The organism is Clostridium sp. 19966 (assembly GCF_032335695.1).
GTDB lineage: Bacteria > Bacillota > Clostridia > Clostridiales > Clostridiaceae > JACTOJ01.
The window spans coordinates 159,869-178,770 of record NZ_JACTOJ010000007.1 but is presented as its reverse complement, the minus strand read 5'-3'; the positions used below and the strand labels follow the sequence as shown (position 1 = coordinate 178,770).

Below are 18,902 nucleotides of genomic sequence, written 5' to 3'. Positions count from 1 at the left end.
ATTAAAAATAGAGGTATAAGGATATGAACAAGATACTTGTGGTAGAAGATGATATAAAGCTTGGAAACTTCATAAAAGAGTTTATTGAAAAGTACGGGTATAAAGTATTTCTTATAAAAGATTTTAAAAATATAGAGATAGAGTTTGCTGAAAGCTTGCCAGACTTGATACTTCTTGACATAAATCTTCCTTACTCAGATGGCTTTCAGCTCTGCAGAGCTTTTAGAAGGGAGACAGATGCACCCATAATATTCATATCTGCCAGAAGTGACGAGCTTGAGCAGATAAGAGGATTGGAAATGGGAGCAGACGATTATATAGTAAAGCCTTTTAGCTTTGAACTTCTGCTGGCAAAGATTCAGGCTGCCTTTAGAAGAAGCTATGGAGAATACAATCAAGAGAAAAGCACCATATCCGCAGCTAATGGCTTGATATTAAACAAGAATACCTTTGAAATAAGCTATAGGAGCAGTTTGCAGGAGCTGTCAAAAAAGGAATTTCAATTGCTCAGTAAGCTTGTTCAAAAAGAGAATTCAATAGTTTCCAGAGAAGAGCTTTTGGAAGAACTGTGGGATGATACATTTTTCGTAGATGATCACACCCTTACAGTTAATGTTACAAGAGTTAAAAATAAATTATCTATGCTTGGACTAAATGATGTTATAAAAACTAAGAGAGCCGCAGGGTATATCTATCAAAGTAAGGAGCAATCCTGATGAAGAAAAAGTTATTTTTTCAATTTTTAAGTGACAACTTTAGATATACTCTGGTTTTCTATGGAAGCATAGCAATGATAATTTTTTACTATAAAGCTACGGCAAATATTAGTGAGATAGCTTATCCTTTAATTCTTGCATCTACTGTGTTTATTATACATTTAGCCATTGAATGGACTAAATATTATAATTTTAATATTAATATAAATGAAGATATGAATTCGGAAAATAATAAGTCTACAGGGATCACAAATCAGCAGAAAAATTTTAATGAAACCCTTAAAGTTATTCAAAAAAAATATCTTAAGGAGATAAGTAAAATAAATGCAGAAAGCAATTCCTATAGATATTTTTTCTCTCAATGGCTTCATAATATGAAGACTCCAGTTTCGATAATAAGCTTGGTTATTCAAAAAATAGAAAATGAAGGATTGAATTTGTTTGAGACAAGAAAGCTTGTTAATGAAATAAAAGAAGAGAATTCAAAGCTCCATAACGGGTTAGAGCAGCTGTTGAACATTCTTAGGATGGAGGAGTTTGTTAGGGATTATGAACCTGAAGCTGTTAATATAGTGGAGTCCTTAAAAGATATTATCAACTCAAAAAAGAGCTTGTTTATATACAACAATGTATTCCCAAAGCTGGAATATGAGGATGGCAGCATAAGTGTTTTGACTGATGAAAAATGGAATAAATTTATGATAGAGCAGCTTATAAATAATGCGGTTAAGTATTCCGCTGAAGAGGGAAAGAAAAAGCATGTGACTTTTACTGTATGTGAAGCAGAAAATTGTATTCAGCTGAAAATTGCAGATGAAGGAATAGGAATTCCTAAAAGTGATATAAATAGAGTATTTGAACCCTTTTTTACAGGAGAAAATGGGCGTAAATATAGAGAAGCCTCTGGAATAGGCTTGTATATATGCTCGCTTCTAGCTAAAAATTTAAAGCATAAAATTGATATTCAATCCGAAATAGGAAAAGGAACCAGCGCAACTATAACATATGTTTTAAACAATTGAGTAGGTGATTTTTTGGAAATATTAAAGGCTGTAAATATAGTAAGAAGCTATGATAATGAATATAAAGAAAGCTCATATAATGTGCTAAATGGTCTGGACATAAGCATTCATGAAGGGGAATTCACAGCTATAATGGGTTCTTCAGGAAGCGGCAAAACTACCCTCTTAAATATATTCAGCGGCATAGATAAGCCAACTTTAGGGGAAGTAGAGATAATGGGGGTCAACATAACAGCTTTGAATGAGGATGATAGGGCTAAATTCAGAAGAAAGAACTTAGGGCTCATATTTCAGAATTTTAACCTTTTGGAGGATCTTACCCTGAAGGAAAATGCTGCTTGGCCTCTTGTAATTCAAGGGCAGAAACAAAATTATATTGAACACATTGTAGATGAATTATTTAAGCTTATGAACATATATGAGATAAAAGATAAGTACCCTAAAAGTGTCTCTCAGGGACAAAAGCAGAGAGCGGCCTGCTGCAGAGCCTTGGCTACTAATCCGAGAGTAATCTTTGCGGATGAGCCTACAGGAAATTTAGATTCTAAAGCAGCTAAAAAGTTTATGAATTATATGAAAAGAGTAAATAAAGAGAAAAAGGTTACCATGCTTTTAGCTACTCATGATTCTATAGCAGCCAGTTACTGTTCCAGAGTTATTTTTTTAAAGGATGGAAATATTTTTGCTGACGTATATAAAAAAGATGATGATAAAAAATTTTTAAATAAAATACTGGATTGCCTAGCCATAATGGGCGGTGATGATTGATGAACTATTTTGCTATGACAAAGGATTCTTTAAGAAAAAATTCTAAAAAATATATAACCTTTGTAATCATATGTATAATATCGATAACTTTAGAATTTTTATATACCACTCTTATCTATAACAGTGAGATCGAATTAGTGGAAAGAAACAGCGTATTAAGCATCATATTGAAATCATCGATTTCCATTATAATATTAACGCTTAGCTCTTTTACTATTTTTTCTTATACTTCATATATAAAGCTTAGAATTAACGATTTTAAAATAATGCTTCTTTTGGGAGTGACTAAAAAAGAGATAGCCCTATGGGTGTTTTACGAAAATTTATTTTTAACTTTATTCTGCTTATTGGCAGGACTAATATTAGGGACTATATTCTCAAAAATTTTTTTCCTTATGGTGATAAGTTATCTTGGATTTTATAGTATTAGCTTTTCATTAGGAATGATGAACTATGTTTCAACATTGGAGTTATTTATCCTGCTTTATATAATAATAACAATCCGTACAAATAAAATGCTTAGAAATTTAGCTGGCGGCAGTGATGAAAATATTATGAAGCAGAAGCTGGAGAAGTTTAGAGAGATAATTAAATTAATTGTTCTTGTAATATTTATCTTCTTTGCAGTCTGGGCAAGAGTGAATAAGAATGAAAATGGGTATATTTTTGTATGGATATGCTGTATGATAGGACTTTATGTCACAGTATTTTATTTAAGCAAATTATGGTCATATATCATGAAGAAAAGAAACAGTTATTATAGCAGGAATTTCTTGTCAGTAAAACAGCTGGTGAAAAATATAGAGAATGATAAAAATTTTATCTTTTGGGTGGCATACATAAGTTTTTTGTTTGTTACTTACAGCTGGATATGTGAATTGAGCGTATTTAATGAGTATTCAAAGGCAATAACTATGGGCGGAATCAAAATGCTTAGATTTATAGCTCTAATAGGCAATGTGATATTCTTTGGTATATCTGCTGCGGCAATTTATTTTAAAGCTCAAATAGAAATGGAGAATACAGGAGCTTACATTAAAAAGCTTTATTTAGTGGGACTGACCAAAAAAGAATTAGATTTATTGATTAAGTACAGATTGGTTAGCATGTTTTTTACTCCTTGCACACTTTGCATTATTATGAGTCTGATATTTATGCTGTTTATAGGGATTCATTCTCAGCTTGTATTCTTTACTAGACTGGTTATAGTGATATGCTATTCTTTTCATGTGTATGGCTACAAGAAAGCAAGAAAGCTTTATGAAGTGAATTTATTAGAGAATAGAGCATAAAAGCGGTTCTATTTAAAAAAATGGAGCTGCTTTTATTTATGGAGGAAATTATGTGGTTTTTAAATTGCTCTGCTAAAGAAGGCATAGAAGAATTTTTTAACCAGCCCATATAAATAGTTTTAAAACCTATGTCTTCTTTTTTTATTTCAATAACTTCTATATCCTTATCGCTGATTATACTTTGGCTGCTGTGAAAAAAGCCTAAGTCTATTGATCTATCCTTTAAATTATTGAAGATTTCTGGTATGGATTCACTTTTAAATTCAAATTTTGATATGGATTTGCTAAGAGCTGGCCGGGTTACGGATAGATTTGAGGCTGCCAGGGTAAAATTTTGGGTTTCAGCGGTTTCTTCCAAAGAGCAGCCCAAGAAAAGCAGCAGAAGTATCCTGGAAATAAGAAAAGAGCTTTAGCTTTTGGCTAAGGCTCTTTTTAACAGCTAACTTCTTATTATAGAAGATATGACAGAGACAGCTATGAGTATAAGGGCCAAGGTTATTACAGCGAAACCACCTAATTTATTATCGTTTTTCCAAGACCATAGACCATAGCTCAGGGTGTAGATAATCACCCAACACATTATCAGTATACTAATTATCCTCTGAAGACTCATTTTTTGAGCTTTCACCGCCTTCTGCTATTGGAGTTGGAGAGGTTCGTATTATGAGGCCAGTCCTTCTAAGCTTTAAATCCACATTAACTGTAAAAGAAGAAGCTTTATACTTATCAAGCCACTTAAACTCTTCCCATTTTTTATTTGTTAAAAATATTTTCTTTACAGATTTGCCAAAGCCAAAGATATCGCAATTATAGTCTTTGGCTGTTTTGTTAAGTGTTTCATTTATTCGCTTAGATATAAGCTCCGAAGCTGCATTTTCTATGATTGAAAAGTTTTTTGAATTTTCATAATTATATCCGCTTTGTATGGATACAAAATCACCCTCTAGCTTTATATCTATAGATATTTCTGATTTTCCATTTATAAATTTTGTTTTATATTTAGGCTTTTTTCTTTTTTCTATTCTAAGCAAAACGGATTCCTGAGGAAATTTAGGATCTGGAACAGAGACGTATGATTGATGAAATTCTCCAGTTACCATTAGATAGCTTTCGGTTTCATCGCCATCCAATTCTCCTATCATTTTGTCACCATTAAACATAGCAAGCCCCATTATTTCTCCTTTTTCGGCATTATTCTCAGGAATATCTCCAGCCTTGAAATCTCCTTCAGAGGGATGAATCTTATTCTTTTTCTTATAGGTTGAATATTTAGATTTAAATTCATCAGAATTTTGATATCTTGAAACTCCAGCTAATACAGCTACGGCTTGCATATCTAGTGCTGTCATATGAGTATAGAAGTTAAAAAATTGAGTATTAGCTGTATAACCTGTAAATTTGTAAGCGTTAAAAAGTAATTGATAATATTTTGAAGGATCAACCTCTTGAAGGGGATTAATGGAATTTAAATAACCCTCAGCAGATCCCCTAGCTACAGCTACAAACATGGATGGTCTATAATGTCTTTCTCTAGATAGACCATAGATGTATTTGCTTATTCCCTCCTTGGCTAATTCTTTTGATATCACTAGGACTATGGCATGGGACATATTTATTCTCTTCCCTATAAAGCCATTGGCAGCGGTTATTCCAGAATTAAAGGTTTCGGTGTCTATAGTAACTGAAGATAAAACCTTATTTCCACCTCCGCTAGAACTTCCACCTCCACTGCTTCCGCCGCCTACTGATTGAGTCATAGCATATTGGAGAGTTAGTTTTAGAGGCTGAACAGTGCCTTTATCCATGCCTATGGCTATGACATAGGTTTGATCATCTATTTCTCTTTTGTCATAGCAGCCGCTAAAAAGACCACAAGAGACAGTGAAAATTAAAAGCACACTAATGATTTTTCTCATTATTATTGTTAACCTTCTTTCTTTGCCTAATATTACCTATAAAAGCTACCAAAAGTGGTAACAGCAGCGTAATTATTAAAGATAATCGGCTGTAATATTTAACCTCTAAATCTATGGCGGATATTAGATTGGGAGGAAGCAGGCTAAGGTTAAATAATAAAATAGTGGATATAAAAATAAGAGGTTTATAATATTGAAGTTTAAAAGTTTTTTTGAATGTATAAAGAATAAAAAACATTATTATGCTTAGGTAGAGTAATGCAGAGGCCGCCCAAGCCAGCATAAAAACAGATTCTATTCTTTCGAAAAATCTTTCAAAATTTATCAATCTGGCTAATTGAAAGGTGGGAAGAAAGCTTTCAAGACTAGTGGGATAATGATACACTGAAGTATAAGTTACAACAGATACAAACAAGAGAAATGCACATATTGAAATACCTAAATAACCGATAATTTTAAAATTTTTGTTGGTTTTGATGAAAGGAGGAATTAAAAATAAATACAAAATTGGAGAAAAAATGGATGTGCTAAAAAAACCAGAACCTAATATTTTAGTAGGACCATTGCCAAGCCAAGGAGCAAAATTTGAGGAATCATAGTAAGGCATAACTGCTAATACAATAAATAAAAAGGTGGATACTATCAAAGGTACTGCTAAGGAATGAAATCTTACTAAGGGTTCTATACCTAAGAAAGCTCCAAAAGCCATACCTGCTAAAAAAAACCAAGATACAAAACCTATAGGAGAGTCAGCCAGTGCGATAGTTTTCATGTTTTCTGAGTATTCTCTTAGTATTATGCAGCCTATGGAAAAAAGAAGGAGGATTATTAATGTTCCAACAATAACTCTGCCAACATTACCCATGGCTTCTTCGCTTATATCAATGATATCTTTACCTTCAAATTTAGAAAATAGTTTTTGTATTAATGAAAATAAAATCAACATAATTGTAAAAATATATATCACTATCATCCAAGCAGCGCTGCCTGCAACTTCAATAATTTGGCGAGGAAAATTTAAAAATACTCTTGAACATACTGAATTTATAATAAGACAGGTTCCTCCCCATATGCCGAATGTAATATTTGAATCCATTTCATACACCTCCGTATACTAATTTTCATTTCGTCCATCCTCTGCTTTTGTTTGGCTGCTTTTTACTATCCTTTGTATTGAAGTAATCTGCTCTTTCTTCTTGAGCCCATATTGGAGCCTTGATGAATTCTGATCTATACCCTCCAGATGTCTTAGGAGCATAAGGAGCAAGGAAAGGTACACCAAAGGATTTAGCACTGCACAGATATAGTCCATGAATAAAAATTCCAGTGGCAATTCCTAAAAAACCAGACATAGCAGCTAAGATAATATAGCCAAATCTGAGAATCCTAAATTGAAGCCCTAAGTCAAAATTAGGCATTGCAAAGGAGCCTATGCCTGTTACAGCTACTATTATTATCAGAATTGGACTTACTATATTGGCAGCAACGGCAGCTTGCCCTAATATGATAGCGCCTATGATACCTAGAGTAGGTCCTATTGGACCAGGAATTCTAATGCCAGCTTCTCGGATAAGTTCAAAGGATAATTCCATCAACAATATTTCCAGTACGGATGGAAAAGGAACTTTTTCACGAGAAGCTTCTATAGCTAAGAGCAAGCTGGTAGGGATCATTTCATGGTGGAAATTTGTTATAGCTATATAAAAGCTGGGTAAAAGTAACGCTGAAAACACTCCGATTAGTCTAATAAAGCGGAGCAGATTACCAATAGGAAATCTTGTATAAATATCTTCTGGAGAATGCATTAAGTCATAAAAAGTTATAGGTGCCACTAAGCAATAGGGGCTTCCATTTACTATTATCCCAACTCTGCCCTCTAAGAGCATGGATGCTACTCTGTCTGGCCTTTCAGTGCCAAGCATCTGAGGAGCAGGAAAAAAAGTTTTGTCCTCTATAAATTGCTCTAATTCTCCAGAATCAATAATATAATCTGTGTCTATGCTTGATATCCTCTTTCTTATTTCGTTTATTAGAGAATCATTGACGATATCTTTTATATAGAGGACGGCACAAGGAGTTTTGCTTCTTGCGCCTACCTCTATATTTTCTACTATAAGATTTTCGTTTTTAATTCTTTTTCTAATTAGAGCTGTATTAACCCTTAAGGTTTCATTGAAGCCCTCTTGAGGACCTCTAATTACAAGCTCGTTGTTTGGCTTTTCCACAGATCTGTGCTCATAGCCTTTCACATCAGCACAAAAACATATATCAAGTCCATCTATAAATAATGCGCAGGAACCAGAGCTAACTTCATCCATCAATTTAATAAATTCAGCAGTTTCTTTTATTTGATTGTAAGGAAGCAGTTGATTCTTTACGCAGGCTGCTATATTATTTTCATCAATGTATTTGATATTTAAGCTAGATAGAAGCATCAGAGGTTCAAGCACATTGTCGTTTATTGATTTTTTATCTATCATTCCATCAAAAAATATTATAAAAGCATTAGTTTTTTTATCGCCTATGGTGATGCTGAATTCTCTGGTTATTACATCTGCATTTAGGGGAACTGAGTATCTGCCTTTTAGATAATTCAGATTATCAATTAGGGCAGCATTAACTTTTGGATTATCATTAGTATCAGCATTAGAATTATCTTCACTGCTTGCTTTTTCTTCTTCAGTTTCTCTAAGGATGAATTCTTCCTTTTTTTCTGGTTCGTTAAATAAGAATAAATTAGGAAGCTTTTCGCGTAATTTACCCAAAAATATCACCTCCTGTAAAGCTAGTATTATCAGTGCGCTGTATAATATACTAAGAAAAACATGGAAGGAAAATGTTGAATAATAAAATGATATGATATAATTATGGAAATACAAGTTTTAAAAGACTTTATTATAGATAAACTATAGTAATGGAATAAAGCCTATTTATGAAAGGAGAAAAGCTATGAATCAGGTTATAGAGCTTATTAAAAATCATAGATCCATTAGAAAATATAAGAGTAAAGCAATTGAGGAAGATAAGGTAAAAGCCATTATTGAAGCGGCCCAGAGTGCCTCTACCTCAAATTTAATACAGGCATATACTATAATAAGAATAGATGATGAAAACAGCAGAAAAAAGATTGCAAAATTAGCTGGAGAACAGAAGTATATAGAAGAATGCCCTTTGTTTCTAATGTTCTGCGCAGATGTATCCAGACATAAGCTTGCCTGCGATATGAATGGCAAGGAAATGGTGCAAGGGTATACAGAAAACTTTATAACTGCTACGGTGGACACTGCCTTAGCTGCTCAAAATGCCATGATTGCTGCAGAGTCCCTAGGACTTGGAGGAGTATACATAGGAGGCATAAGAAATAATCCTGAAGAAATAAGTCAAATGATTAATATACCAGAGAACCTGTATCCCCTATTTGGAATGTGTTTAGGATATCCTGATGATAATCCAGATAAAAAGCAGAGGCTTCCCATGGAAGTGATATTTAAAAGAGAGAAATATAATACAGAAGGAGATTTGGAAAGAATAAAAACATATGATGAAAGTATAAGAAAGTACTATTTGGAAAGAACTAATGGTGAAAGGGACGACACTTGGTCAGGAATGATGTCCAATATGATGAGCAGAGTCATAAGGCCTCACATGAAGAGTTTTCTAGAAAAACATGGTTTTTACATGAAATAGCTAAAATCTCCATATTACATATTTTGTATGTAATATGGAGATTTTGTTTTGCACAATTAAAAAAATAAAGTAAAAACAGCCTATATTATTTTTCATTTTACTAGATTAAATGCAGTGTCCGCTGCCTGTATATCCATTTGAAACTGCTTTGCAGGGTCATTAGGTACACAATACCCCTTTGCTATCATGTAGTTAGTTATCTTTTCGTGACAAGAAATAGCTTCATCTAAATGTTTTTTAAATATATTCCTTACTTCAGGTGTAGTAGATACAGAAAGAGCTACTGAATAGTTTTTAATACTAGTCTTTGCTGCAATTAAGAAATCTTCAGCAATAATTTGATCATTCAGCTTATCCATACCAGTTACGCTTTCCAATACTGAATTCATTGTTAACCCTTCTTTCTTCTCTTAAGATATAGCCTAATTACTTGCTTGCAGCGCAAGCAGCCGCTTTTTCTATTAAACCTTTTAATTCGGTAATTTGTCTCTTTTCTGTATTTATATTTTCCTCCAAAATAGCTTTTAAGCCTTGGTCAGAAATTAAAGGTGACATTGTAACAGATTTTGTTAAGCATACATTTTTAAAGCTTATAAGTTCATGCGTTCCAAAAGCTTCCTGGGGAGCGATTTCATTACTCATGCTATTACCTCCTTGTTTTATAAATTTCAAGAGTATTTTCTGCTTAGAGGAAATTAAATATTCCTAGAAATATTCATACTTAATTCAAGTTTTTATGCAAAATGACAATTATATTTCAAAATAAAATAGATATACTTTTTGATCTATCACCCTTATAATGGAAGCATGTTTAAAAGAAAGTGGTGAAATCTTTGAAGGATAAAGAATTTGAATTAAAAGAGAAATTATCGGAGATAAAAAACAATAAATATTTATTACCCAATGGAGAAGAGCATTTTTTATTAGCCTTGGAAATGATGGATAATATAGGTTCTTTAGATTCAGAACTTAGGGATGAACTCATATATGAGGTTTTATTTCATTGGATCATGGAAAAAAAATTAAATTCAGAGGAACTTAAAAAATTGTTGGCTATTAGCATGGACAATGAACATGTTTTTTATAAATTATATGAAGCTGACGAAGATGCGGTTTTTAAAAGAACTTTCTCTGTACTTATAGTAGCACTTATTTTGTACAAACATAGGGAAGAAGAATTTATAGAAAATGATACCTTGTATGATATAAAGAATAAGCTCATAGAATATATGCTTAAGGAAAAGGACTTGAGAGGATATGTTGAAGTAAAAGGCTGGGCTCATTCTGCAGCGCATACTGCAGATGCCTTGGATGAGCTTCTGCAATGCAGCTGCTTTGAAAAAAAGGATGTAATAGCTATATTGGATACAATAAAGTTTAAAGCGGCTATAGGCTATTATGGATATATTGATGAAGAATACGAAAGAATGGCAACACCTTTGGAGAGTGCTATAAATGCAAAGCTTTTGAATAATTCGGAAGTAATAGAATGGCTTAAGGATTTGATAATGGAAGAGGATAATTTAAGTTATATTCAAAAGTATCATTCGAAAGTTAATAAAAAACAATTCTTGAAAAGTCTATATTTCAGGCTTTTAGATAAGGAAGAATACGAAAATATAATTGCGGAAATAAAAAATATACTAGTTAATTTATAATAATTATTGTTTACTATTTAATTTTATAAAATAATATGTTACAATATGGGTGTATAAAAATCAATTTTGAGAATTTTAGGAGGATTTAATGATGAAGATAGAAGTATGGTCAGATTTTGTATGTCCATTTTGCTATATAGGAAAAAGAAGATTAGAAAATGCGTTAGATAAATTCGAACATAAGGATGAAGTTGAAGTGGTTTTTAAGAGCTTTGAACTGGATCCAGAAGCTAAGAAAAAATATGATGAGAGTATTCATGAGATTATAGCGAAAAAATATGGTATATCAGTTGCTGAAGCAAAGGCATCTAATGATCAACTAGTGGCTCAGGCTAAAGCTCTTGGGCTTGATTATAATTTTGAGGATATAAAACCAACAAATACTTTTGATGCTCATAGATTATACCATTATGCAAAGGCTCAGGGTAAACTTAAGGAGTTTTCTGAAAGAACTTTAAAGGCTTATTTTGTAGATTCCTTAAATATATCTGATTATAATGTTTTGGCGGATCTAGCCAGCGAAGTAGGGCTTGACAGAGAGAAGGCTTTAAAGGTGCTAGAGGATAATGAATATAGTGAAGATGTAAGAAAGGATGAGCAAAAGGCTGCTCAGCTAAAAATAAGCGGAGTTCCTTTCTTTGTATTCAATGATAAATATGCAGTTTCTGGTGCACAACCTTCAGATCTATTCTTAGAGGTGCTTGATAAGGTCAAAAAAGAAGAGCTTTCTTCACCTATGATAGAATTTTTATCTAGACAGCAGGAAAATGATGAAGCTTCCGAAGCTGGAAGCTGCGCTGACGGCAAATGCAGCATCTAATTAAATTAAAACTGATTTTTTAAGGGAAAACTATCTGGTTTTCCCTTTTATATAATCTTTTCCCCATTGGCACATGGAATTTAATATGGGTCTCATGGTTTCTCCTAGCTCAGTAAGCCCATATTCAACTCTTGGAGGCACTTCTGCGTACACTTTTCTGTAAATCACACCATCTGTTTCTAATTCTCTAAGCTGCATAGTAAGAGTTTTTTGAGTTATTCCTTCCAGTAATCTTTGAAGCTCATTAAAACGTATCACACCTTTTGAGAGATTCCAAAGTATAGCTAGTTTCCATTTGCCGCTTAATATATTTATGGTAACGTCCATAGGACATGCTACATCCATGTTTGTTGATTTTGACATTTTTTAATTCTCCTCAAAGCTTCATTATATCTTAATAGTATCATTTACTACACTTCATTTCAAATTTGTGCGTACTTCAAAAGCCTTTTTATTAATGTTAGTCTAGGGTTAAAGAATAGATAAGTAAAGAAAGGGTGTTTGAAATGATAATAGATAGTCATGCACATGTAATGCTGCCCACAGAAAAGCAGCTATTAATGATGGAGGAAGCTGGAGTTGACAAAACAATATTGTTCACCACCTCAATTCATCCAGAAAAGGCTGAAGATTTAAAAGCTTTAGAAAAAGAAATATCCATATTAAACAATGTACTAGCAGGAGCACTACCTGTGGAAGAAAGAATTAAGAGCCTGAAAAAAAGTACAAAAGAGCTTAAACAGGCAGTAGCTTCAAATCCATCAAAATTTATAGGTTTTGGTATGGTACCTTTAACCCTGAACTATGAAGATTCCGGTATTTGGATAGAAGAAAATATAGTAAAAAATGATTTTTTAGGCATGGGAGAATTTTCACCAGCCTCAGGACATGTGAAGGATTTGGAGGTTATATTTCAAGCTTCTAAAGAGTTTGGAAACTTACCTATTTGGATTCACACCTTTCATCCCTTAACTCTCCAGGATATAAAAGAGATTGTAGAACTAGCTAAAAAATATTATAAAGTTCCAGTGATATTGGGACATATGGGAGGAATCAATTGGATAGAAACCATAAAGCTAGCTAAGGAAAGCAGCAATATATATTTAGATTTATCGGCAGCTTATACAACCATGGCTCCCAGCATAGCCATAAAGGAAATTCCAAGCCGTGTGCTTTTCAGCTCAGATGCACCTTTTGGAAATCCAAAGCTTGGAATAGAAATGGTAAAAGCAGTCACTAAGGATAGAAGAAGCCTAAAGCGAGTATTAGGAGAAAATGTATTAGAGATATTAGAAAGATAAATGACTCTGTTTTAAATTTGATGGGTTCATTATCACTACTTCTCACTGTGTCGCGTTGACACACTGTTTGTTTTTTGTTAGTATTATATCACTAAAAAAGAAGATTAAATATCAAAATATGGTGCAAAGATATAATAATATCTCCAAGTAAGGATTCATATCACAGGTGAATATATGAAAAAGATTATGAATGAACAATTAATTTATGAAATACTTTCCATTGTGGAAGAAATCCCGGAAGGGAAAGTAGCTACGTATGGGCAAATTGCCAGCCTTATTGGTAGAGACAAAAATGCACGACTTGTGGGGAAGGTTCTTAGCCAAGCAGAATTTTATGGGAGATATCCATGTCATCGTGTGGTAAATCATGCTGGAAGGTTGACACCAGGGTGGCAGGAACAACGATTTCTGCTATTAGAAGAAGGTGTATCCTTTAAAGATGCGAATCATGTTGATATGAAGGAAAATAAGTGGGACTGTTAGGATGAAGATTAAAGATGAATGATGAATAGATTGCTGAAATTTTAGTGAAGTATGGAGTCTTTCACTGTTATAGAAGCACCCTATATATTTAATAGGCAGTAGATCTATATTTAAATCTGACTGCCTATTACTTTAATTAATTTATTCAATTATCACAGCTAGCCTTTTACTGAACCATCTACCATGCCAGCTATAATATTCTTTTGGAATATTAGATATATTATAAGCGCAGGTATTATAATTAGTATTGCACCAGACATTATATTGTTCCACTGCATCTTATATTGTCCCATAAATCCATAAGCAGCCAACTGAAGAGTATTATTAGTTTTGTTTGATCCGATTATAAGTAATGGAAGCAGGAAGTCATTCCATATCCACATTGCGTTAATTACAATTACGGTGGCAGTAGTTGGCTTTAGGAGAGGGAATATTATTTTTATAAAAGCTTGTATTTGAGTACATCCATCAAGACTTGCACATTCATCAAGCTCAGTGGAGATACCTTTCATAAATCCATGATATAAAAATATAGCAAGTGGGCAGCCAAGTCCCCAGTATATTACGGATAGTCCCCATATGCTGTTCATTAAATGAAGTGTTTTACTTACTTTAACTAAAGTAATCATATAAGATTGAAAAGGTATCATCATGGGGAAGATACAAAACATGAATAAAACATAGCTTGTTTTTGTTTTTGTACGAGATAGTTTATAACCTGCAAGCGAGCCAACTATAATGATTCCCAAAGTACCTAAAAACGTAACTATAGCTGTATTTACAAATGCTTTAGGATAATTCATATCTTTGAATACATTAATGAAGTTTTGGAAAGAAAGGCTTTTGGGCAGAGAAATAGCATTTGTCATTATTTCTGAATATGATTTAAATGCACCTAAAACAACTAGGGCTAGCGGCGACAAAACAATTAAAAGAAGTATAAGGGCAATAACGAATAAAATCGCAGAAGAAGTTTTTGTTTTCATTATGCTTCCACCTCTCTTTTCTTAAGAGTAGTAACCTGCCATATGGTTATAAGCAAAACTAAAAGGAACAATACAACTGACTTTGCACTGCCATAACCAAACGAATTGTTGTTAAAAGCTGTGTTATAAATATCAAGGGCAATTGGAGTTGTTGAAGTACCTGGTCCTCCTCCAGTTAAACTGAAAATTAATTCGAACATTTTGAGTGAGTTTGACATTGAATAAAATGTACATACTGCGATAGATGGTATTATCATTGGCAAAACAATGCTGAAAAATTTTCGTATTGTGCCTGCACCATCAATAGTGGCAGCTTCTAAGATTGACTTTGGAACAGATTGAAGCCCTGCAATATATATCAACATGTAGAAGCCAAGTCCCTGCCATACTGATACCAAAATACTTGAAAGCACTGCCATATTATGATCTCCAAGCCAGCTCCATCCAAATAACGAGATTTTTGTTGCATCATAAGCTGATTGAAAAACACGACCAAAAATAAATTTCCATATAAAGCCTATGATTATCAAACTAATTATATTTGGTATATAAAATGAAGCTCTAAAAAAACCTTTTCCTTTAATATTTGATTCTAAAAGAAGAGCTATCAGCAGACCTAAGGCATTTACCAGTAAAACCACACAAATCGTATAAAAAATCGTGTATAAAAATGAGCCTTTAAATATTGAATCATTTGTGAAAAGACGTACATAGTTATCTAATCCAATAAATGTAGAAGTTTTTCCAATACCGTTCCACTTTCTAAAGGAATAATATATACACATAGCGAAAGGGATAGCTGCAAATATGAAAATTAATGTGATTGCTGGTGCTACAAACATGGCAAAATTTAATTTGTCTACTGTTTTTCGTTTAAAAGATAAGCCCATATTTAATCCTCCTTGTATGAAAACTTGCGAGGAGGAAAAGCTTCTTCCTCGCAAGCTTAATTTATTTTTGCTGAGCATTATATGCATCGGCAAATACCTTTGTAATAGCATCTTTTGTCTGCTGTCTTCCAGTACCTGCTGCATAATTTTGTAATGCTACACCTAGTGGTTGTTCAATTCCATCTGGCCCTTCAAATATCCACCATGGTGCGGTGTTTTTAGAAGCTAGGGCAGTTCCAGTGTCCTTAGCAAGCATAGTATCTGGCATTTTTGCTCCAGATTGAGGAGATATTTGCTTTATTTTTTCTGGAATCCATGCTTTACCGTAATCTGAAGTGGTTAACCAATTTAACCAGTCTAGAACAGCCTGCCTATTAGCTGAATCCTTATATACCCTGAAGGTAAGATTTGAATCCACTGCAAGAACGTCTTTTCCATCACTTCTAGGAGTGTTAATAAATCCAAGGTGCATATTGGAATTAACTTTTAAAATTGAGTCCTCTGCCCATGATCCTTGATGTATCATAGCAACTTTTCCGCTTGCAAGGTCAGAGACCTGCATGTCAAAGGTTGTTTCCATGGGCTTGTTGCCACTGTTAGCTTTTATTAAATCTATTAAATTAAGTGCAAAATCAATCTGTGGTAAGTCTCCAAATTTTTGTGAACCACTTTCAACTTTTTTAAATAATTCGGCATAGTTTTCGTTGTTGGCATCACTCATAGCAGGATATACAATTTGAGGCATTACCCACCATTCAGCAAAACCTGAACTGAAGGGTTGAATACCAATGGCTTTTAATTTACTGCACACATCCTTAAAATCATTCAGCGTTTTAGGAAGTGCAGTTATACCTGCTTTAGTAAACAAATCTTTGTTATAAATAAAGGAATGTGACTGCACTAAAAATGGGTAACCAGTTTGGTGTCCATCTAATTTGGTGCTAGTGAGCATAGATGAATCAATGTTTTTTATAAAAGCTTCGTTATCTAAATCGTATTCATAATCTTTATAAACTTTGTTATCATTATAGGCACTGCTCATAAATAAATCTGGGGCATCGCCTGAGTTTAATTTGGTTTTTAAAACTGTCTGATAATCATTTTGCAGAATTTGTAAGTTAATTGTAACATTAGGCTTAACCTTTTTATAGGCTGCTACCATGTCATTGTACTGGTCTGTAAGTTCAGGACTATTCATCATAAAGTTAAGAGTAACGGGTGCATCAGCACTTTTTTTAGAACCGCTGCTTGATCCGTTATTGCAGCCAGTTAATGCAATCGTTAACATTGAGGATGCCAATAGAATAGATAATTTTTTATTCATAATATCGCCTCTTTCTTCTTTTATGAAAGCTATGAAGTGTACGCTTTATATTACCCTTTATTTGTTTGCTTACTCCATGTATTTAATATATAACATTTATTTTTCTAAATAAATTAATCAGTTTTAGGGTAAAAAATTGAACTCCAGTATAAGTTATAAAAAAACTATGCTATAATTTTCGTATAATAAATAGTTGATGGTCCTAGCTAAGCATCATAGTCAGTGTATTTCTTTAGTGGAGGTGTAAATTAAATGAAAATGTTTACAAGAATTAAAGAAAAATACATAAATACTAGTTTATCTAATAAACTTATTATAGCTATATGTATTACTTTCTCTATACTATTTTTATTAATTATAGCATTTAATCAATATAGGACTATAAAGGTAATCACAAATAGCCAGTCTAAGCTTTCTGCTGAAACTCTTTTTTTAAAACAACTAAATTTTGGAACCTACTATAATGAGCTTGAGAATTATTCTCTTATGTTAAGAAGTGACACTAATTTTATGCAGATAATTGGATTAGATGATATTAAGGAATACAATGATAAAATATATATAAAAAATGCATTAACAAACATGTTCTACGCAAGGAGAGATATTTCTGAGCTAAAATTATACCTTGTAAATGAAGGGACGAATTATACAATTTCAAAACAGTATCCTAATATAAAACTAGCAATGAATCCTGATTTTAATAAGGTGAAGGAATTTGCAGAAGCTTCAAAGGAAACTGCCTTTAAATATATCATACCCGCAAAAGATGGTCAGAAGAATCTTTTGAAAATGTATAGAGCCATTATTAATATCCAGGATGAAAAAACTTTGGCTTACGTTGAAATAACAGTGAATAATTCCTATATTAATAAACTTATTCAGGAGGTTAATGCTGATAACCAGAATGTTTTCTGTCTACTGGACAAAAATGATAATATTTATAATATAAGCAATCCGGCTGTGATTAAAAGAGAATCACTGATTAAAGTACTGCATACCCAAATAGATTATAAATATAAACAGCTAGAAGGCAGTTTTATTACTACCTTGGATAATGTGAAATACCTTTTTATATATTCTTATGATAGGGACAAAGGATGGATTTTTCTAAGTATGGTACCTATAAACATATTAAATAAATCAGCAAATGAAACTAGAAATATATCTATATTTATGATTGTAATTGCACTGATTATTTCAATGTTTGCTATTTCAGTGCTTATTACTAAGCTGTTAAGGCCCTTAAGAGTTTTGGCTGAACAAATGGAAAAAGCGGGAGGTGGTGATTTTGGAGCAACTATCACTGTTGATGGCAGCGCTGAAATAAAGCACTTAGAAAGTAAATTTAATTCAATGCTAGCGGAAATAGACGAGTTAATCGAAAAAAGTTACACAGCCGAGATAAAGGAAAAGACTGCACGATTAAAAGCTCTTGAAGCTCAGATTAATCCGCATTTTCTTTATAACACTTTACAAATGATATCTACTCAGGCAATAATAAATAATCAAAAAGATATAAGTAATATGGTATTAGCATTATCATCAATACTTAGATATTCAATTACGGATAATGATATGGTGCCTTTATGTTCTGAGATAAGCTATGTAAATGATTACTTATCCTTGCAAAAAGCTAGATTTGATGAGAGACTTGACTATAAAATAAGTATTGAAAATAAAATAGAAGATCTGCTGTTGCCCAAAATATCAATTATGACCATGGTGGAAAATTCTATAAAACACGGTATGGAGACCACTCTTGATAAAATTCAAATAAATATAGAGGTAAAGATACATCATGGATACCTTGTAATTAAGGTTAGTGATAATGGAAAGGGAATGTCACCAGAAAGACTTGAATATGTTATAAAGCAGATAAAGATTGAAGGTATTAAGAGTGAAAGCATAGGGCTTTCTAATCTAGCAGACAGACTACACATCCTTTATGGAAATTTAGGTATTTTGGAAATAGACAGCATTGAAGGAGAAGGCACAACTGTCAAGATGAGGATACCGGTAAATGAAAATATAAAATAAAA

Annotated in this window: 20 protein-coding genes; 11 read left to right on the top strand and 9 right to left on the bottom strand. The window is 32.8% G+C overall.

Going from position 1 to position 18,902, the window contains the following annotated elements; all coding sequences use genetic code 11:
- The first annotated feature begins 23 nt into the window (after nucleotides 1-23).
- The 5 genes from IAI10_RS09590 (at nucleotide 24) to IAI10_RS09570 (ending at nucleotide 4,211) form a co-directional block, all read left to right on the top strand.
- Nucleotides 24-716 (top strand): response regulator transcription factor, encoded by a 693-nt coding sequence (locus IAI10_RS09590; RefSeq protein WP_315673089.1) that lies wholly within the window; start codon nucleotides 24-26, stop codon nucleotides 714-716.
- A complete protein-coding gene (locus IAI10_RS09585) occupies nucleotides 716-1,738 on the top strand; it encodes a sensor histidine kinase (RefSeq protein WP_315673088.1) in 1,023 nt (340 codons plus the stop codon). The genes IAI10_RS09590 and IAI10_RS09585 overlap by 1 nt, the downstream gene beginning before the upstream one ends.
- A gap of 12 nt (nucleotides 1,739-1,750) precedes the next feature.
- The gene (locus IAI10_RS09580; RefSeq protein WP_315673087.1) at nucleotides 1,751-2,506 is read left to right on the top strand and encodes an ABC transporter ATP-binding protein; all 756 of its coding nucleotides are present in this window, start codon (nucleotides 1,751-1,753) and stop codon (nucleotides 2,504-2,506) included.
- Nucleotides 2,506-3,798: an ABC transporter permease gene (locus tag IAI10_RS09575; protein WP_315673086.1), complete on the top strand. Its 1,293-nt coding sequence runs from the start codon at nucleotides 2,506-2,508 to the stop codon at nucleotides 3,796-3,798. Before IAI10_RS09580 ends, IAI10_RS09575 begins: the two co-directional genes overlap by 1 nt.
- Nucleotides 3,799-4,043: 245 nt before the next feature.
- Nucleotides 4,044-4,211 (top strand): hypothetical protein, encoded by a 168-nt coding sequence (locus IAI10_RS09570; protein ID WP_315673085.1) that lies wholly within the window; start codon nucleotides 4,044-4,046, stop codon nucleotides 4,209-4,211.
- Nucleotides 4,212-4,388: 177 nt separating this feature from the next.
- On the opposite strand, the gene IAI10_RS09565 is transcribed toward IAI10_RS09570, so the two are convergent.
- The 3 genes from IAI10_RS09565 to IAI10_RS09555 are packed head-to-tail and all read right to left on the bottom strand — an operon-like array spanning nucleotide 4,389 to nucleotide 8,479.
- Nucleotides 4,389-5,714, bottom strand: a complete 1,326-nt coding sequence (locus IAI10_RS09565) for a Ger(x)C family spore germination protein (protein WP_315673084.1) — start codon at nucleotides 5,712-5,714, stop codon at nucleotides 4,389-4,391.
- Nucleotides 5,698-6,810 (bottom strand): endospore germination permease, encoded by a 1,113-nt coding sequence (locus IAI10_RS09560; RefSeq protein ID WP_315673083.1) that lies wholly within the window; start codon nucleotides 6,808-6,810, stop codon nucleotides 5,698-5,700. Before IAI10_RS09560 ends, IAI10_RS09565 begins: the two co-directional genes overlap by 17 nt.
- Nucleotides 6,811-6,835: 25 nt before the next feature.
- Entirely contained in the window at nucleotides 6,836-8,479 is a 1,644-nt protein-coding gene (locus tag IAI10_RS09555; protein WP_396334360.1) for a spore germination protein, read from the bottom strand.
- A 184-nt stretch (nucleotides 8,480-8,663) separates the two neighbouring features.
- Between IAI10_RS09555 and nfsA the strand changes: the two genes are divergently transcribed.
- The gene (nfsA, locus tag IAI10_RS09550) at nucleotides 8,664-9,401 is read left to right on the top strand and encodes an oxygen-insensitive NADPH nitroreductase (protein ID WP_315673081.1); all 738 of its coding nucleotides are present in this window, start codon (nucleotides 8,664-8,666) and stop codon (nucleotides 9,399-9,401) included.
- A gap of 92 nt (nucleotides 9,402-9,493) precedes the next feature.
- Here the strand turns inward: nfsA and IAI10_RS09545 are convergent, their stop codons facing one another.
- Entirely contained in the window at nucleotides 9,494-9,790 is a 297-nt protein-coding gene (locus tag IAI10_RS09545) for a spore coat protein (protein ID WP_315673080.1), read from the bottom strand.
- A gap of 37 nt (nucleotides 9,791-9,827) precedes the next feature.
- Nucleotides 9,828-10,043, bottom strand: coding sequence for a spore coat protein (locus IAI10_RS09540; RefSeq protein WP_315673079.1), 216 nt, complete (start codon nucleotides 10,041-10,043; stop codon nucleotides 9,828-9,830).
- Between the two features lie 191 nt (nucleotides 10,044-10,234).
- On the opposite strand from IAI10_RS09540, the gene IAI10_RS09535 reads away from it, so the two are divergent.
- The gene (locus IAI10_RS09535; protein WP_315673078.1) at nucleotides 10,235-11,059 is read left to right on the top strand and encodes a DUF2785 domain-containing protein; all 825 of its coding nucleotides are present in this window, start codon (nucleotides 10,235-10,237) and stop codon (nucleotides 11,057-11,059) included.
- Between the two features lie 91 nt (nucleotides 11,060-11,150).
- On the top strand, nucleotides 11,151-11,879 hold the full coding sequence (locus tag IAI10_RS09530) for a DsbA family oxidoreductase (RefSeq protein ID WP_315673137.1): 729 nt from the start codon (nucleotides 11,151-11,153) through the stop codon (nucleotides 11,877-11,879).
- 30 nt (nucleotides 11,880-11,909) lie between these two features.
- On the opposite strand, the gene IAI10_RS09525 is transcribed toward IAI10_RS09530, so the two are convergent.
- Nucleotides 11,910-12,242, bottom strand: a complete 333-nt coding sequence (locus IAI10_RS09525; protein WP_315673077.1) for a helix-turn-helix domain-containing protein — start codon at nucleotides 12,240-12,242, stop codon at nucleotides 11,910-11,912.
- Nucleotides 12,243-12,385: 143 nt separating this feature from the next.
- On the opposite strand from IAI10_RS09525, the gene IAI10_RS09520 reads away from it, so the two are divergent.
- Nucleotides 12,386-13,180 carry an amidohydrolase family protein gene (locus tag IAI10_RS09520; RefSeq protein WP_315673076.1) on the top strand — a complete coding sequence of 265 codons (795 nt, stop codon included), beginning with the start codon at nucleotides 12,386-12,388 and terminating at the stop codon, nucleotides 13,178-13,180.
- Nucleotides 13,181-13,354: 174 nt separating this feature from the next.
- Nucleotides 13,355-13,663, top strand: a complete 309-nt coding sequence (locus IAI10_RS09515) for a methylated-DNA--[protein]-cysteine S-methyltransferase (protein WP_315673075.1) — start codon at nucleotides 13,355-13,357, stop codon at nucleotides 13,661-13,663.
- Between the two features lie 158 nt (nucleotides 13,664-13,821).
- Here the strand turns inward: IAI10_RS09515 and IAI10_RS09510 are convergent, their stop codons facing one another.
- The 3 genes from IAI10_RS09510 to IAI10_RS09500 form a co-directional block, all read right to left on the bottom strand.
- Entirely contained in the window at nucleotides 13,822-14,649 is an 828-nt protein-coding gene (locus IAI10_RS09510) for a carbohydrate ABC transporter permease (RefSeq protein WP_315673074.1), read from the bottom strand.
- Nucleotides 14,649-15,539 (bottom strand): sugar ABC transporter permease, encoded by an 891-nt coding sequence (locus tag IAI10_RS09505; RefSeq protein WP_315673073.1) that lies wholly within the window; start codon nucleotides 15,537-15,539, stop codon nucleotides 14,649-14,651. Before IAI10_RS09505 ends, IAI10_RS09510 begins: the two co-directional genes overlap by 1 nt.
- A 61-nt stretch (nucleotides 15,540-15,600) precedes the next feature.
- Complete coding sequence (locus IAI10_RS09500; protein ID WP_315673072.1) at nucleotides 15,601-16,863, bottom strand: extracellular solute-binding protein; 1,263 nt, start codon at nucleotides 16,861-16,863, stop codon at nucleotides 15,601-15,603.
- Nucleotides 16,864-17,115: 252 nt separating this feature from the next.
- On the opposite strand from IAI10_RS09500, the gene IAI10_RS09495 reads away from it, so the two are divergent.
- Complete coding sequence (locus tag IAI10_RS09495; protein WP_315673071.1) at nucleotides 17,116-18,900, top strand: histidine kinase; 1,785 nt, start codon at nucleotides 17,116-17,118, stop codon at nucleotides 18,898-18,900.
- Nucleotides 18,901-18,902: the final 2 nt, after the last annotated feature.